We start from the raw sequence: 16,172 nt of genomic DNA, 5'->3' as shown, positions 1-16,172 counted from the left end.
GCTTTCGCACACAATAGAAGTCTTGTTGCAACTGAGCAGTCAGTGCAAACTTCGATTGAAGAAGCTGGATCAGTTCGAGTGGAACGGGAAAATGCACATCAGTAAAATCTTGGTTTAAGAAACATCCTACTGAAACGCTATTATATTATCAAATGACCCAATGTTCATTATATTACTGACGTTTCAATCAAAGTTTTTAGAAATATGCGGATTTTATTGATTTTAATTCGTCCTGGTTGGCTTGATTGATTGTCTCTCTAAGTGACGCCACCCGGTGATCGAGCTCGAGAAAAAGCTTTGTCGCGGAAATTCGCGCGCGATCGAAATATTCGAGTCGCGTCGGGATTACAGGGACGAGCAACCTTTCTCCTTGTGTGCGGACTCCTGCCTGGTCCCCCCGACCGCGAACGCTCGACGACTCTATGCTGGACGACCCCTGCGGCAGGGTCGCCAAATCGCCAAGGCGGGGCCCGCAGGCTCGTGAGCTCGCAACCGATGACCGTCGTCGGTTAAGAGCTCAAGCAAATGCAAAGGCGGTCGTTTGAACTTTCCCGGAACAACCACACTGTAATCAGCGGTTGCCAGGCACAACGCGTGTCGCCGAGCTGGTAAAACGCGAGGCCGCGAGATCGTCTCCGGGGCTCCGAGCCGAGAAGCGTGTGGCGATTCCAGTTTGCGGCAAGACAATCGCCGTCGGTGATCCGTCGAGCTTTGCCTTCGCCTTTGCAAGTTTCACCGGTGCCGCACGGCTTGCGGGTTCGACATCCGTGGCAGCCGCAACGAAGAGCGCATGTAGCTGGGTTCGCGAATCCGCATTGGCCGGTACAGGTACCGCACGGGGTGGCGCATCTGGGGTAAGATTAACCATACCGGCATTGCCGAGACCGGCAAGTTGTATAGCAGGCCGAGGGGGCGGGAGGGGCATCGTCAGAGCAGCAGTTACGGCTACAAATTCAGCTGGACGGCGAGGTGGTAGCGGCAGAGACGCTGAAAAGGCCGCATCCGGCGCTGATTTTGCAGCCGCTTGCGTCTCACCGGTCAGGAGGCTCTGGGCGTCGCGGCCGTCACGTTCAAGCAGATTGCTCTTCAGAGCCTCATCCGTGGCGGGTGCTGCGTACGCAAGCGCTGAGCGCGCACCGACGGGGTCTTCGGGATCGGCACTGGCAACAACGATGGCCGTTGCCTTCGGGCGCGGTCTCATAGACGCTTTCGCTGCCATCTGAACCGGCGTCACAGTGTCCTGCGAGCCGCCGCCAAAGAGACTGGCGAAGAACCCCTTGATGCTTGGCCCATCGTCCTCGTCCATCTGCGCCACTTCCGTGATCCCAAGGACCGTGCCTCCCCGCGCCAGGATCTCGGTACGGGCCGTTTCATAGCCGGGCAGGGGGCGATTGTCGGAGGGGAGGTGTACAGTCTTTCCATCCGGGAAAAGACGAGCCAGCTGATCGTGCGTCATGCGCGGCCAGGAGCGGACTGAACCCACGTCGAGATGTACGAAGGGAGAGTTTGAGCGTGGATACCAACCGACGCCGCCCCTTTGCATCCGCATTCCGATGGCACGAATCTGGTCGATCGACACGTCCGGTAGATAGAAATCCATAGCCTTACCGAGCATGTGCTGACTGTACTCGGCGACCATCTTAGATCGTCGGCGCAGCATCGCGTTGGTGCCGGGCGAACGATAGGCAGAGACGACGTTGATGGGTTCCTGCGATCCTACCGATCGGTAGGCTTCCCAGACTGTGTCGAACAGGCGCGGATCCATCTTGATCGGCTCGTCGACTCGCCAGTCACGCAGGAGCCAGTTCAGCTGTTCGAGAGCCGCCCGGTCGTAACGTCCGTCGCGCTTAAAGGTAACCGTCAGGCTTTCCTTCGTATGGGTGTGATAAATCGATAGGGTCCGCGTATCCCCATTGGCGACGGCGTCCTGTGTGCCACGGGTTCCCCCAAGGAGAGCGAGACCGAAGCTAGCAACGATGGCCGGTAGACGTCCGGCCCGCTTCAGCGAGACAGCGCGTTGGGTCGTCCGGCCGTTCCGCAGAAACTTACCCACCGTGATCTCACCCTCTACCCAATCGCGCGCGGGGCACGGATCATGGTGAACGCAAGGTTGCCGAAAACCGTAAACGTTCGGTTTACTAAGTTCTCGGCGTTTTGCTACCCGATACCTTACGGCTAGGTCTGAACCATGGCAAAATCGTGCCTCGGTGTGCGCAGAGGCGCCGTCCAGATTATGTTCCTAAATGTGCAATACTTTTGGTCCAAGGAACGCCGCGAATCGGTATGCCTCAGCAAAAACGGTCGTCTCATGTGTTTTCTAGAAGGGTCAAAGAAGCAAGATTTATGTCTGACCAGCCTTTAGGAAGTAGGCGAATCTATTCTACAGAAATGTGCCGCAGTATCGATACAAACGCGAAGGAATTGTCGCTCCGACACCTCGATGAACTGCAAACAAAAAACTAATTTGCTGATGCTGCCAGCGAAAAATTCTCCGTGAAACACTATGGCGTCTGGACAAGCCGCCCCCGTCCAATCGATCAGTCTTCCATACGCTTGATCGCGGAGATCGTATCAGGGGTCTTCAGCGGCGTCAGATCTAGTAGCCGGCTGGAGCGGGTACCGGGAATCGAACCCGGGTATTCAGCTTGGAAGGCTGCTGCTCTACCATTGAGCTACACCCGCATCGCCGACCCTTCTAGCAGGCCACCGAAGCCTGAGACAGCCCGAAGAAGATCGGGATCTCAGTAGAGGTTTGGTGGGGGAAGTAGGACTCGAACCTACGAAGCTTACGCAGCGGATTTACAGTCCGCCCCCTTTGCCGCTCGGGACATTCCCCCAAACCGACCGCCTTTCGGCGGCGCGCCGTCCTTATGATGACCGTCCGGGCGGGAGTCAACCGCATCACTCAATCGAAATATGCGAGATCGCATATCCGCATCTGGGCTCGCTCGGCGCCGCGCCAGGTGTCTACAGACAGTGTGCCGGCGACGTGCACCTCTTTGCCGATGCTGGACAGGAGTGCCTGTCCAAGCGGGCCTTGTGTAGACCGGAATGCGATGGCGCCGATGGCTTGGCCATCCCTGCTACGCAGACGAACCCGAACGTGTCCTTGGCCTACGACGGCGGCGTCCACGATGCGGTGGCGTGGTAGGACGAAGGTCGGCTCCGGAGCCGCAGAGCCGAATGGACCGGCGCGGTGGATCGTGCGCACCAGTTCGGCGGTGACACCGCCCGCACTGATTGCACCATCCACCAGCAGCGCTTCGACAGCCCGTGCCTCAGCCACGGTCGTCGACAGAACAGATGCGAGGTGATCCCGAAAACCCGTGACGTCCGGTCCGGGCAGCGTCACGCCCGCCGCCATGGCGTGGCCCCCGCCCTTCAGAGCCAGCCCCGCCTCGACTGCCGTACGGACGGCATGCCCTAGATCCGCGCCCATGATCGAACGACCCGAGCCGGTCGCAGTGCCGTCTGGACGCAGGGCGAAGGCAAAGGCTGGGCGGCCGAAACGCTCCTTCAGGCGCGCGGCGATGAGCCCGACAACGCCGGGATGCCAGTCGGCGGACGCAGCGACCAGCACCGGACGGTCCGGATCGAAACTGAGCACGTGGCCCATCTCGGCCTCAGCGGCGGCGACCGCCTCCGCCTCAATCACCTGCCGTTCGCGATTGAGACGGTCCAGTTCCACCGCGATCCGTGAAGCCTCGGCCGGATCAGCGGTCGTAAGGAGGGTTGCCCCAAGAGCCGCATCTCCAATCCGTCCCCCAGCATTGATCCGTGGGCCGACGAGGTAACCGAGGTGCCAAGCTTCCGGCGGCTCAGCTAAGGATGCCGCGTCCAGCAGCGCCGCGAGGCCTATGCGGCCGCGGGCGCGCATCACCTTGAGACCTTGAACAACAAGGGCGCGGTTTAGGCCGACCAGTGGAACAACATCCGCCACAGTCGCCAGGGCAACGAGGTCGAGGGACTGGGCGAGGTCGGGTAGCCGGTCGGCAAACTCAATTTCTCCCCTAAGACGCCTGTTCAAGGCGACGAGCGTCAAAAAGACGACGCCCGCAGCGCAGAGGTGTCCGAGGCCGGAGAGATCGTCGAGGCGGTTCGGATTGACCAGGGCACGGCAGGGAGGCAGGTGCTCCGGGGCACCATGGTGGTCGAGGACAATTACATCAAGGCCGAGTGCCGCGGCAGCCTCCAGAGGGGCGTGTCCGCTCGTGCCGCAATCGACGGTGACCAGCAGGGTAGCGCCAGCGCCTCGCAGGGCCTCGACGGCGGCAACGTTCGGGCCATAGCCCTCCGTGATCCGGTCGGGAATGTGAATGTGAACGGTTAGGCCGAAGCCACGTAGATAGCTCGCCAGAAGCGCGGCGCTCGCGGCTCCATCGACATCGTAATCGCCGAAGATCGCTACCTGCTCGCTGGTCTGAACGGCACGGGCAAGCCGGTCGACGGCCGGCGCCATGTCGATCAGGCAATCGGGATCCGGCATAAGGTCGCGCAAGCGTGGCTTCAGGTAAGCGTCCACTTCGGCCGGGCGGATGCCGCGCCCCGCAAGAACTCGGGCCAGCAGCTCGGGCAAGGCATGCGCCTGCACCATCGTCGCCGCGTAGGCCTGCACGGTTGGATCCGCGCAGCGGTCGCGCCAAGGCCGGCCGAGAACCGAGAGGGAGACGTCGAGGAACGCGCGGGGCGCGTCGAGGGAAAAGGCGGCTGACACGGGAGGATCATAGCGCCATGTCTGCCGCAGGACTGCATCCGAAACGACAACGGGGCCGGCGAACAAGCGCCGACCCCGCCAAGACCGCATCGCGGGTCATCGCCCGCGGCGGCGTCAGAGGTTTTTAAGAATGCTGTCGACCACTTTCTTTGCGTCGCCGAACAGCATCATGGTGTTGTCGCGGAAGAACACCTCGTTCTCCACGCCTGCGTAGCCGGAGCCCATGCCGCGCTTGATGAAGAGCACGGTCTTGGCCTTCTCCACGTCGAGGATGGGCATACCGTAGATCGGCGAGGCTTTGTCCGTCTTCGCTGCCGGATTCGTGACGTCGTTTGCGCCGATGACGAAGGCCACATCGGCCTGCGGGAACTCACCGTTGATGTCCTCAAGCTCGAAGACCTCGTCGTAAGGTACGTTCGCCTCGGCGAGCAGCACGTTCATGTGACCGGGCATGCGGCCAGCGACAGGGTGGATCGCGTACTTCACGTCCACACCCTCCTTCTTCAGCAGGTCGACCATCTCGCGAAGGCTATGCTGAGCCTGCGCTACCGCCATCCCGTAGCCCGGTACGATGATGACCCGCTCCGCGTTCTTCATGATGTAGGCCGCGTCGTCCGCCGAACCTTGCTTGACCGGACGGGCCTCTACTGCGCCGCCACCCACAGCCGCGGCGTCACCGCCGAAGCCGCCGAGGATGACCGAGATGAACGACCGGTTCATCGCCTTGCACATGATGTAGGACAGAATCGCGCCGGACGAGCCCACAAGCGCACCCGTGATGATGAGCGCGAGGTTGCCCAGGGTGAAACCGATGCCGGCGGCTGCCCAGCCCGAGTAGGAGTTGAGCATCGAGACGACGACGGGCATGTCGGCGCCGCCAATCGGGATGATGAGGAGGCCGCCGAGCACGAAGGACAGGATGACGATCAACCAGAAGATCGCCTTGCTCTCGCTGCCGATGAAAATGGCGATCAGCACCACCAAGGCGATGCCGAGGCCAATGTTGATGAGGTGCCGCTGGGGCAGCATGATCGGCTTACCGGACATGCGCCCGTCGAGCTTCGCGAAGGCAATGACTGAGCCCGTGAAGGTGATCGCGCCAATGGCCACGCCGAGGGCCATTTCGAACAGCGACTCCTTATGGATGTGGCCGTTCTCAAGGATGCCTACGGCCTGCGGAGCGTACAGGGTCGCGGCCGCTCCCATCACGGCTGCAAGGCCGACGAGGGAGTGGAAGGCGGCAACGAGCTGCGGCATCGCCGTCATCGGCACGCGCTTGGCGATCACCGCGCCGGCCCCCCCGCCGATCGCGAGGCCGAGGATCACGATGACCCAGGCGCCGAGCCCGGCCGGCGGATGCCCGACCAGGGTGGTGAGCATGGCCAGCCCCATGCCAATCATGCCGTACAGGTTGCCCTGCCGCGAGGTGGTGGGGTGGGAGAGCCCACGCAGCGCCATGATGAACAGGACGCCGGATACGATGTAGAGAAGGGATGAGACGTTCTGGGACATGTCTCAGGCCTTCTTCTTATACATGCCGAGCATGCGCTGGGTAACGAGAAACCCGCCGAAGATGTTTACGCTGGCGAGAATGATACCGACGAAACCGAAGAAGCGGGCCCAGCCGGTGCCGTGCTCAACATAGGGAACACCCGCCGCCAGGAGCGCGCCGACGATGATCACCGATGAGATCGCGTTGGTGACAGACATCAGAGGGGTGTGGAGGGCCGGAGTCACCGACCAGACCACGTAGTAGCCGACGAAGATCGCCAGCACGAAGATCGCGAGCTGGAAGACCGTCGGGTCGACGGCGCCGTGGGTGACAGCGCTAAGGCCGTGACCGATACCATCGGCGTATTTTTGCGCCTGGAGCGCATGCTGCTGCGCGATATCGGCAGCGGTTCGGGCCGCGGCGGCGGCGGCGCGCGCCTGCTCGGCGGCCTGATCGGGGGGAAGCGTGGCCATCGTATCCTCCGGCGGGATCAAGATTTGGGCTGGAACGAGGGATGCGAGACCTGACCGTCGCGAGTCAGGTTGGTCGCCTTGACGAGTTCATCGTCCCACTTGACCGCCAATGTCTTGGCTTCCTTGTCGATCAGCGTCTCGACGAAAGCGTAGAGGTTGCGGGCGTAGAGGCTGGAGGCGGTAGCTGCGAGGCGGCCAGGCACGTTGAGGTGACCGACGATCTTCACGCCCTTTTCAGTCGTAACAACCTCTCCGCTCTTGGCACCCTCGACGTTCCCACCGCGCTCGACGGCAAGATCGACGAGAACCGAGCCCGGCTTCATCGATGCGATCATTGCCTCGGACACGAGCTGCGGAGCCGGCCGCCCAGGGATCAGCGCCGTCGTGATGACGATGTCCTGCTTGGCGATATGGGTGGTGACGAGGTCAGCCTGCTTCTTCTTGTACTCGGCCGACATCTCCTTGGCATAGCCGCCGGAAGTTTCCGCCTGCTTGAACTCTTCGTCCTCGACAGCAACGAACTTCGCGCCGAGGGATTCGACCTGTTCCTTGGTTGCCGGGCGCACGTCCGTAGCGGTGACGACCGCACCCATGCGGCGTGCCGTTGCGATCGCCTGAAGACCAGCGACGCCGACGCCCATGACGAAGACGCGCGCCGCTGGAACAGTGCCGGCAGCGGTCATCATCATCGGCATCGCACGGCCGTACTCGGCAGCGCCGTCGATGACAGCACGGTAGCCGGCAAGGTTTGCTTGCGACGACAGCACGTCCATCACCTGAGCACGCGTGATGCGGGGCATCAGCTCCATCGCGAAGGTGTCGAGACCGGCTTCCGCCATGGCCCCAAGCTCCGCCTCATGGCCGTATGGATCCATGATTGCGACGACGCTCGCGCCGCGCTTCAGGAGGCCGATTTCCTCGGGGGACGGACGCCGAACCTTCAGAACGAGATCGGCCGAGCTGACCGCATCAGCGGCTGAGCCGACGATCGAAGCGCCGGCGGCTTCGTACTCGACGTCCAGCACGCCAGCCTTGAGGCCCGCTCCAGACTGCACGGTCACGTCGGCTCCGAGGCCGATGAACTTCTTGACCGTCTCTGGCACCGCCGCGACCCGCGGCTCCGCGGGATCGGTTTCCGATAATACAGCGATGCGCATGCAGGAATGCTCCTTAAAGGACGGCCCGAAGGCGACCCGCAAATCAGTCAAGTTATGGATGGAAAGGGATCAGGCGAAAGCGAGGTACAGCGCCAGGAGGATGCCAACTGCCAGGGGGGCCTTCCAGCCGATCGCGGGAGCGAGAGCACCGACGGCACCCGCGACACCAGATAGGATCACACCGAAGATTGCGGTTAGCCAGGCCTCGCGAATACCGCCGACAGCCAGCGCCAGGACCCAGCATAGGACGACACCAGTGCCGATCTCTACGAATCGAACGAAGCCGCGATAGGTCTGCTCGTGAGTCTTCTCATCCATCGCCGGGCTGTAATGCGCACCGGACACGGTCTTGGTATCGGCCATCTTGTGAGCGTCCCCTTGGGCATCATCTTAATTGTTCCAAGGGGATTTAGCGCAAGCCAAGGTCGCTCGCAATCGACATGCGCACCGACCAATCACCTCGAACGCCTTTTTATGGCCACGCTCTCAAGCCGGCAACGCAAGTCCTGCCGTCGTAAGCGCCTCGCCCTGGCGCGCTTCCAGTTCGGCAAGGGAGAACCGGTCGATCTCTGCTTCGAACAACCGGTGATAGTTCAGCTCCGAACGAAGATGCAGAAAGACGGCGCCGAGGCCAACCGCTGCGCGATCCATGAAAACGAACTCCTGTGGGATCGTGACAGGGCCACGCGCCTTGAGGGCTTGATGGACCTCGAAGGCCTGCCGACGCCCATACTCGCCTGGCTTGACCCCGTCGGCCACGGTTCGTGTACGATCCTCCAAGATCGGTCCATAGATAAAGCGCGCCCAGATATTCAGGATTTCGACAAGTCCCTTGTTGAGGTTCTTGAATCCCCATGTCTCGTACGCATGAACGATACGGGCATTGTCGTTGGTCAGCAGACCCCGATAGAGGTCGACGACCCCACCGACGAAGCGCGGATGAAAGATCCGGACACAGCCATAGTCGAGAAGGTTGATCCCCTTCGCCTCGCCGCCCTCCGAGAAGACCGTGTAGTTGCCGAGGTGGGGGTCACCATGGATGACGGCGGCACGGCTGAAGGGATGCCACCAAGCCTTGAACATCGACCTAGCCAGCCGATTTCGGACGTCCACCGGAGCCTCGGCAAAATCGAGAATCCGCTGACCGTCGAGCCAGCCAAGCGTCAACAGGCGCTTTGTCGAGAGATCCTTGTGGATGGCGGGTACGCGGACCGCATCGACGTCGCGAAGAACGTTGCCGTAGAGCACGGCATGTTTTGCTTCTCGCTCATAATCGAGTTCCTCGCGGACACGGGCCCCGATTTCCTTCGCAATCTCCCGGGTATCGAGCCACGATGACATGCGGCGATGCAAAGCGAATGCGACTTCGAGCTGTTTAAGGTCGGCCTCCACCGCCGATTGCATGTCCGGATATTGAAGTTTGCAGGCGAGCCGTGTGCCGTCGAGCGCCGTTGCGCGGTGAACTTGGCCGAGGGAAGCCGCTGCGGCCGGCTTCAGATCAAAAGTTTGGAACCGGGTCTGCCAACCCGCTCCAAGCTCGGCCATCATGCGGCGCTTGACGAACGCTGCGCCCATTGGAGGCGCATCGGCTTGAAGCTTCTGGAGTTCGGTGGCGTACTCGGGCGGCAACAGGTCTGGAACCGTCGCAAGCAGCTGCGCCACTTTCATGATCGGGCCCTTCAGGCCACCAAGAGCTTGGGCCAAGGCTGCCGCATTGGACGGAGCCTCTTTTCCGCCGAACAGCCTTGCGCCGGCCATGCGGGCCGCCACCCCGCCGACATTGGCGCCAACGCGCGCATAGCGACTGGCGCGGGCGGAGAAGCGGTTGGCTTCACGATCGGTGTCGGCCATCGGGATCAATCAACTCGTCGGGAAATCCTGGCTTTGAGATAAGCGTATCGGCGCATCCTGCCAGGGCAGCGGGCTCAACGGTCGCGGCTCTGCATTCTCGTCACCAGCGGATCACCCCACCTTCCATAGGGCGTTCGGTTTTCGTCACTCACGCCGGAAGCAAACACCCGGATCGCCACTATACCTTCACCTTGCCTCTTGAAAGGAGCCCCTCGAGACGCATGCGGACTGAGTGTCGGAGTGGATCGTGCGTGGCGCGAAATCTCACAAGGAACCGCCTCCCGTTGTTTGAGGTAACCAACGGGAGACATTTATCGCCAGGGGCTCATATTACCGCCTGCTTACGCACCCTCCATCGCTTCCAGTTCGGCGATCATACCTTCGATCATCGAGAGCCCAATTTGCCAGAAGCCCGGGTCGCGGGCGTCAAGGCCGAATGGGGCAAGAAGTTCGCCGTAGGGCTTTGCGCCGCCGGCTGACAGGAGCGCGAAGTAGCGCTCGACAAAGCCATCCTCAGCCTGCGCGTAGACGCCATAGAGTGAGTTCACGAGGCAGTCGCCGAAGGCATAGGCATAGACGTAGAACGGTGAATGGATGAAGTGCGGGATGTAGGCCCAGAAGGGCTCGTAGCCCGCATCGAGTGCTATCGCCGGACCGAGGCTCTCCGCCTGTACCGACATCCACAGTCCGTTGAGCTGCTCGGCGGTGAGCTCGCCCTGTGTCCGGGCGAAGTGGACCTTGCGCTCGAAGACGTAGAACGCGATCTGGCGGACGACTGTGTTGATCATGTCTTCCACCTTCGCCGCCAGCATGGCGCGGCGCTGGCTCTTGTTCGCGGTGCCGACCAGGAGGCGACGGAAGGTCAGCATCTCACCGAAGACGCTGGCAGTCTCCGCAAGGGTGAGAGGTGTCGGTGCCATGAGAGCACCGTTCGGGCCGGCGAGAACCTGATGCACGCCGTGGCCGAGCTCATGCGCAAGCGTCATTACGTCCCGCGGCTTCCCCTGATAGTTCACAAGGACGTAGGGATGGGACGATGGTACCGTCGGGTGCGCGAAGGCGCCAGGCGCTTTGCCGGGGCGAGTCGGTGCGTCGATCCAATTGCGGTCGAAGAACGTCTGGGCAATGTCGGCCATCTGCGGCGAGAATGCCCGGTAAGCGTCCAGGACGGTGTCGCGTGCCTCGCTCCAGGGAATGGTACGCTGATCGACCTTGGGAAGCGGAGCGTTTCGGTCCCAGTAGGGTAGAGCCTCAACGCCGAACCACTTGGCCTTCAGGCGATAGTAGCGGTGCGACAGACGTGGATAGGCCGCTTGAACGGCTTCAACCATCGCGGCGACCACCTCGGGCTCAACGCGGTTCGAGAGGTGACGCGCGTCTGCCACGTCCTTGAAGCCACGCCAGCGGTCCGAGATCTCCTTGTCCTTCGCAAGCGTGTTGGTGATCAGCGTAAAGGTGCGCAGGTTTGCGCGAAAAACTTCGCTAAGAGCGCCCGCCGCTTCCTGCCGAACGGAGCCATCCGGGTCCTGGAGTTTGTTGAGAGTCGGCTCCAAGGTGAGGTGTTCGCCTTGCACGGGGAAACGGAGCGCCGCGATTGTGCCGTCGAACAGTCGGTTCCAGGCCGAGCGCCCGGTCACGGACTTCTCCAAGAAGAGCTTCTCGGTGCGATCATCAAGCTGGAATGGCTTCTCGCGCCGTAGATCTTCGAGCCAGGGTGCGTAATGCGCGAGGGGCCCATCTGCCATGGCAAGATCCATGGTCTCGTCGGGAATGCGGTTCAGTTCGAGGGCGAAGAACAGCAGATGGCTGGAGGCTGTGGTAAGGCGCTCCTGTGTGTCGCCGTAGAATTTCTCCCTGAGCTCATTTGTGGTGTCGCCGGAATACACCAAGCCCGCGAACGACATCAGGCGTCCGAGCAGATCCTCAATCCCTTCGTATGTGGCGACCGCCTCGGCCAGCTGGGACGAGGCATCCGGCGCGGCAGCCATCTCTGCGAGGTGTCCAGCGTACTGCTCGGAGAATCGCGCGCAGTCTGCCTCGGCGCGGATCAAATCGGTCGAGAAATCGGCCGAATCGATCCCTGCATACAGGTCGGTGAGGTCCCATTCCGGCAGCGCCCCTAGATCGGCCGCATGTGCCGTAGCTCTGGCCGCATTGGACCCTTCCGCATTCGTGACGATGCCCGAACGACTGGCAGTGGCGACGGTTCGGCTCGGCATGATGATCTGCTTCCTTTCGGCTCGGTGAGTGCCGTGCGCGGTGATATCGAGTGCGGGGGCCCTCCGATCAATCCGATCCAACCATAATCCTGAAGGTCGGGACGGTTTGTCAGGAGGCGCACGGAGCGGGGTGTCCGCACTGACAGGTCCCATGTCCGGAAAAGTCGGATCGTCGTTAAGCACGGCTTTACGCTCTTGGGGCACCCTGCGGTTCGAAACGAAACACGCCGGCGACGATGGCGCCCGGACGACCCCCGTGTCGTCGGATGCCGTCCGCTTGCGAACAGCGAGGCTGCCCCATGTCGACAACGGTTCTCATCGTCGACGATGACCCTGTGCAGCGCCGCCTCGCCGAAACGATGGTTCGGCGCCTCGGCTTCGAGGCGCGGGTGGCCGAGAGCGGCGAGCAGGGGCTCGAAGTCTTGCGCGCCGGTGATGCGATCGACGTGCTACTCCTCGACCTTGTCATGCCCGGCGGCCTTGATGGTCTAGGGGTTATGTCCGAGATGCGCAGGACCGGCCTTGACGTGCCGGTGATTGTTCAGACCTCAAACGGCTCGATCGACGCCGTGGTCACGGCGATGCGTGCCGGCGCCACCGATTTCGTCGTCAAGCCAGCCGGTGCCGAGCGTCTGCAGGTCTCGATCAAGAACGCTCTCAAGGTAGATCAGCTTGAAGAAGAGGTCCGCCGCATGCGCCGGCGCGCCTCGGGCGCCCTGACCTTCAAGGATCTGACATCGCGAAGCCCAGATATGGAGCGGGTGATCCGTCTCGCCGAACGCTCGGCCAAGTCCAACATTCCGGTGCTTATCGAGGGGGAGTCAGGCGTCGGCAAGGAGGTGTTGGCGAGGGCAATACAGGGGTCTGGCGATCGACGCGGCAAGGCATTCGTCACCGTCAACTGTGGGGCAATCCCCGACAACCTCGTCGAGTCAACGCTTTTCGGACACGAGAAGGGCGCCTTCACGGGCGCTACCGAGCGGCACGTCGGCAAGTTCGTCGAAGCGTCGGGTGGAACGCTTTTCCTCGACGAGATCGGTGAGCTACCTCTCGACGCGCAGGTGAAGCTCTTGCGCGCCCTGCAGGAAGGCGAAGTCGACCCTGTCGGCGGCAAGCGCAGTGTGCGGGTGGACATTCGTTTGATCTCGGCGACGAATCGTTCGCTCCTCGACCTCGTGAAGCAGGGCCACTTCCGCGAGGACCTGTATTATCGTTTGAACGTCTTCCCGATGACCCTGCCACCGCTGCGGGCCCGCCGGGAGGATATACCGGATCTGGTGCGCTCCTTCTGCGCGCGCTTCGCGGCCGAGGAAGGCAAGAAGGTGAGGGCCATCACACCCGAGGCCATGGCGCTTCTGACACGGTACGGCTGGCCGGGTAATGTCCGCCAACTCGAAAACGCTTTATTTCGTGCGATCGTGCTCGCAGATGGCGACGAACTGACCGTCTCCGAGTTTCCCCAAATCGCCGCTCAGGTGGAAGGGTTCGACGTTCGTATTCCCGCCGCACCGATTCAGCCAATTGTACAAGGCGGCGCGCCGGAGCCGGTGCGGGAAATCGTCCGAGTGGAAGTGCGCGATCCGCATGCCATGAGTCTGGTCGCGGAAGAGACGGGCGAAATGAAAACGATGGACGGTTTGGAGGCGGAGATCATTCGCTTCGCCCTCCAGTTCTATCGCGGCCGAATGTCCGAGGTTTCACGCCGTCTTGGAATAGGCCGATCTACCCTTTACCGGAAGCTTAAGGACCTGGGTCTCGCAGAAGAGGACAAGGTTGACGAGGCTGCCGCCTGAAAGCTCTCGTCGGCGACCGTGCGATTGCGCACGCGCCTGCTGGGTCCGATTATCATAATGCCATCGGCCAGTACGGTCGGTCTCGAGGAGTTGCCACCATGGGCGTTTCGCGCTCCGCCTCCGTCGCGCTGTCCACACTCTTGGCAGGCTTCGTCGGCTATGAGGCCCAGGCCCAAGGCTTAGACGTGCGCCCGCCGGAGAACCGGGCGATCTACGCACAGAGCCCCCAGGTTCAACCGGCACCGCCGGCTTCAGATGCAGCTCCCACAATCCCTGTCGCACGGAACGCCTCGGTCGATGCGGGGGCGCACGAGCCGTCTAAGCCGGACCCCTCCGCCGCGGGCGCCGGTCCGAGCGCGACTGCGACGGGACCGGATGCGAACCCATCTTCATCGGGACCACCTTCCGCGAGCGAAGCTGCGGTACCGTCGCCCCTGCCAACCGATCCGCAAGCTGCTGCCATCGCCACCCGGCTTGCCGATCCAAAACCGCTTCTCGCCCGGCTCTCAACGAAAGATCGCGAGGCCATCCAAGCATTCTACGCGCTGGGCGCCTTTAAGCCGGTCTGGATCCTCGATGGATCGCTGACGCCCGCGGCGAAATCGGTGGCTGTCCGGTTGGCCGCCGCCGGTGAGGACGGCCTCACGGCTTCGGCATATCCCGCGCCGGTTCTCGGAACTTCAGGAACTACCGAAGCGCAGATCGCGGACGCGGACTTGAAGCTCTCAGCCGCGGTGGTCCTCTATGCACGGGATGCGCGCGGTGGGCGCATCCATCTGGCCAATCTGTCGCGTCTGATCACGCCGGTTCTCGACTTGCCAACACCGGATGCCGTCCTTGCCCGGATCGTTTCCGGCGGCTCGTCGGCGGGATCACTGCTACAAGGCTATAATCCAGCTCAGACGGGTTACCTCGCTCTCAAGGCGCGCCTCGCGATGCTGCGCGGACAGAGTCAGACTGCATCTGCGTCCAGCGTACACCTTTCGCAGGGGCCAGTGCTTAAGCTCGGCATGAGCGACCCGCGCGTTCCGGCCCTACGGAGCCGGTTCGGCCTAGAAACCCGGACAGCCGGCACTCTCGATGCCGGACCGGGAAATTCGGAGTCCTACGATGCGGGCGTGGTTGCAGCTGTGGCTGCGTTCCAGCGCGCGCGAGGTCTGCCCTCGAACGGCGCATTGACTGCCCAAACCGTATCCGCTCTATCCCGGCCCGACCCCGCGGGCCGTACCGACGAAGCAGAGGCTGCGCTTATCGTGAACATGGAGCGCTGGCGCTGGTTGCCGTCCGATCTCGGCCGCGACTACGTCATGGTCAACATCCCTGAGTTTCGCTTGCGGGTGGTCCGCGACGGGCGCCAGCGCGATGAGGCACGCGTGATCGTCGGTAAAACCGAATCGCCGACGCCTATCTTTTCGGGGCTCATGGAGTACGCGGTCGTCAATCCGTCTTGGAACGTTCCGCCTTCGATCCTGAAGAACGAGTTCTTGCCAGGTCTCGCCCGCGACCCGAATTACGCGGCCCGTCGGGGCTATGAAGTAGTCTACCGCAATGGCAATGTTTCGGTGCGTCAGCCGCCGGGGGAGCGCAACGCCCTCGGCTTTATCAAGTTTATGTTCCCGAACAATCACGCGGTCTACCTCCACGATACACCGAACCGAACTTTGTTCTCGTCCACTCACCGCGCCCTTAGCCACGGCTGCGTGCGCGTCGAGGACCCGTTCCGGTTTGCTGACGCGGTATTGCCAGAAGCGTGGTCGAGCGAGCGCTTGAAGAAGCTAATTGGAAAGGGCGAGCGCCAGATACGCTTGAGTGAAAAGCTGCCGGTTCATCTCGCGTACTTTACGACGTTGGTAGACGAGGCCGGTACGACGCGGACCCTGCCCGACCTGTACGGTTACGACATACGTATGAAGATCGCCCTCGGACTGAGCCCCGGGAGTCTGTTGGTTGCGCGGGGATCAGACGGCAAATCCGCGGAGGCCCGGCGTTCTCTACAGAGGAAGCCGACAACGGTCACAGCGCGGACCGGACCGGCGCTGACGGCCGCTCCAAAGCCAATGGCTGACGCGCGCCGGGCACGTATTCGAGAAGTCAATTCCGATGGCCCTGTTTCACGCGCCATGGCGGAACGTCCTCCGGCCGGTAACGGCGAGCCTGACCTCTGGACTCCGCGGCCCGGCCGGCCCCTGAACGGTTGGTGGTAGCACCCAACGTTTAGGCATTTGGCGACACTGCCTGCTTGATCACCGGCGCCGGCGTATCTCCAGCAAGTTCCTGAGATAGAAGCATGAGCCGCAGCGGAGAGATATACCTCCGACCCTAACATTGCATCGGCCGAGCGCGGGTCTGAGGGTCCGAACCATCGGCTTGTCGCAGCCTCTTTGAGGCCGACATGCTGTGTATCGGCGTGGAAAAAGGACCCGGCTGAGGGGCTGATCGGCGTCCAATAGGGACCCACCCGCTCCCGTGCATC

At 62.3% G+C, this 16,172-nt stretch carries 10 protein-coding genes and 2 tRNA genes; 2 read left to right on the top strand and 10 right to left on the bottom strand.

What is annotated here, in order from left to right:
• Positions 1 to 571 precede the first annotated feature (571 nt).
• The 10 genes from AC0IY1_RS02415 to AC0IY1_RS02370 form a co-directional block, all read right to left on the bottom strand.
• Positions 572 to 2,053, bottom strand: a complete 1,482-nt coding sequence (locus AC0IY1_RS02415; protein WP_471767449.1) for a peptidoglycan L,D-endopeptidase MepK — start codon at positions 2,051 to 2,053, stop codon at positions 572 to 574.
• Between the two features lie 555 nt (positions 2,054 to 2,608).
• Positions 2,609 to 2,682 (bottom strand) — tRNA-Gly (locus tag AC0IY1_RS02410).
• 71 nt (positions 2,683 to 2,753) lie between these two features.
• Positions 2,754 to 2,837, bottom strand: a tRNA-Tyr gene (locus AC0IY1_RS02405).
• A 68-nt stretch (positions 2,838 to 2,905) separates the two neighbouring features.
• A complete protein-coding gene (recJ, locus tag AC0IY1_RS02400; protein WP_471767919.1) occupies positions 2,906 to 4,594 on the bottom strand; it encodes a single-stranded-DNA-specific exonuclease RecJ in 1,689 nt (562 codons plus the stop codon).
• Positions 4,595 to 4,828: 234 nt separating this feature from the next.
• Positions 4,829 to 6,226, bottom strand: coding sequence for an NAD(P)(+) transhydrogenase (Re/Si-specific) subunit beta (locus AC0IY1_RS02395; RefSeq protein WP_471767447.1), 1,398 nt, complete (start codon positions 6,224 to 6,226; stop codon positions 4,829 to 4,831).
• Between the two features lie 3 nt (positions 6,227 to 6,229).
• Entirely contained in the window at positions 6,230 to 6,679 is a 450-nt protein-coding gene (locus AC0IY1_RS02390; RefSeq protein ID WP_055955636.1) for a proton-translocating transhydrogenase family protein, read from the bottom strand.
• A gap of 17 nt (positions 6,680 to 6,696) precedes the next feature.
• Positions 6,697 to 7,836, bottom strand: a complete 1,140-nt coding sequence (locus tag AC0IY1_RS02385) for a Re/Si-specific NAD(P)(+) transhydrogenase subunit alpha (RefSeq protein WP_471767445.1) — start codon at positions 7,834 to 7,836, stop codon at positions 6,697 to 6,699.
• Between the two features lie 69 nt (positions 7,837 to 7,905).
• Positions 7,906 to 8,199, bottom strand: coding sequence for an aa3-type cytochrome c oxidase subunit IV (locus AC0IY1_RS02380; RefSeq protein ID WP_055955629.1), 294 nt, complete (start codon positions 8,197 to 8,199; stop codon positions 7,906 to 7,908).
• A 123-nt stretch (positions 8,200 to 8,322) separates the two neighbouring features.
• Positions 8,323 to 9,687, bottom strand: a complete 1,365-nt coding sequence (locus tag AC0IY1_RS02375) for an ABC1 kinase family protein (protein WP_471767443.1) — start codon at positions 9,685 to 9,687, stop codon at positions 8,323 to 8,325.
• Between the two features lie 341 nt (positions 9,688 to 10,028).
• The gene (locus AC0IY1_RS02370; protein ID WP_471767440.1) at positions 10,029 to 11,906 is read right to left on the bottom strand and encodes a M3 family oligoendopeptidase; all 1,878 of its coding nucleotides are present in this window, start codon (positions 11,904 to 11,906) and stop codon (positions 10,029 to 10,031) included.
• A gap of 299 nt (positions 11,907 to 12,205) precedes the next feature.
• Here AC0IY1_RS02370 and AC0IY1_RS02365 point away from each other — a divergent pair, with 299 nt between their 5' ends.
• Complete coding sequence (locus tag AC0IY1_RS02365) at positions 12,206 to 13,699, top strand: sigma-54-dependent transcriptional regulator (protein WP_471767437.1); 1,494 nt, start codon at positions 12,206 to 12,208, stop codon at positions 13,697 to 13,699.
• Between the two features lie 98 nt (positions 13,700 to 13,797).
• The gene (locus AC0IY1_RS02360; protein ID WP_471767434.1) at positions 13,798 to 15,903 is read left to right on the top strand and encodes a L,D-transpeptidase family protein; all 2,106 of its coding nucleotides are present in this window, start codon (positions 13,798 to 13,800) and stop codon (positions 15,901 to 15,903) included.
• The last annotated feature ends 269 nt before the right edge of the window (positions 15,904 to 16,172 follow it).

The sequence above is a fragment of the Methylobacterium sp. AC690 genome (assembly GCF_979256535.1).
The sequence above is the reverse complement of the archived record's forward strand: the minus strand, read 5'-3'. Positions and strand labels throughout refer to the sequence as shown.

Bases quoted from the DNA above. Each gene is read 5' to 3' on its own strand.
- AC0IY1_RS02390 (WP_055955636.1), bottom strand. From the start codon at position 6,679: ATGGCCACGCTTCCCCCCGATCAGGCCGCCGAGCAGGCGCGCGCCGCC.
- AC0IY1_RS02395 (WP_471767447.1), bottom strand. From the start codon at position 6,226: ATGTCCCAGAACGTCTCATCCCTTCTCTACATCGTATCCGGCGTCCTG.
- AC0IY1_RS02380 (WP_055955629.1), bottom strand. From the start codon at position 8,199: ATGGCCGATACCAAGACCGTGTCCGGTGCGCATTACAGCCCGGCGATG.
- recJ (WP_471767919.1), bottom strand. From the start codon at position 4,594: ATGGTGCAGGCGCATGCCTTGCCCGAGCTGCTGGCCCGAGTTCTTGCG.
- AC0IY1_RS02365 (WP_471767437.1), top strand. From the start codon at position 12,206: ATGTCGACAACGGTTCTCATCGTCGACGATGACCCTGTGCAGCGCCGC.
- AC0IY1_RS02370 (WP_471767440.1), bottom strand. From the start codon at position 11,906: ATGCCGAGCCGAACCGTCGCCACTGCCAGTCGTTCGGGCATCGTCACG.
- AC0IY1_RS02360 (WP_471767434.1), top strand. From the start codon at position 13,798: ATGGGCGTTTCGCGCTCCGCCTCCGTCGCGCTGTCCACACTCTTGGCA.
- AC0IY1_RS02385 (WP_471767445.1), bottom strand. From the start codon at position 7,836: ATGCGCATCGCTGTATTATCGGAAACCGATCCCGCGGAGCCGCGGGTC.
- AC0IY1_RS02375 (WP_471767443.1), bottom strand. From the start codon at position 9,687: ATGGCCGACACCGATCGTGAAGCCAACCGCTTCTCCGCCCGCGCCAGT.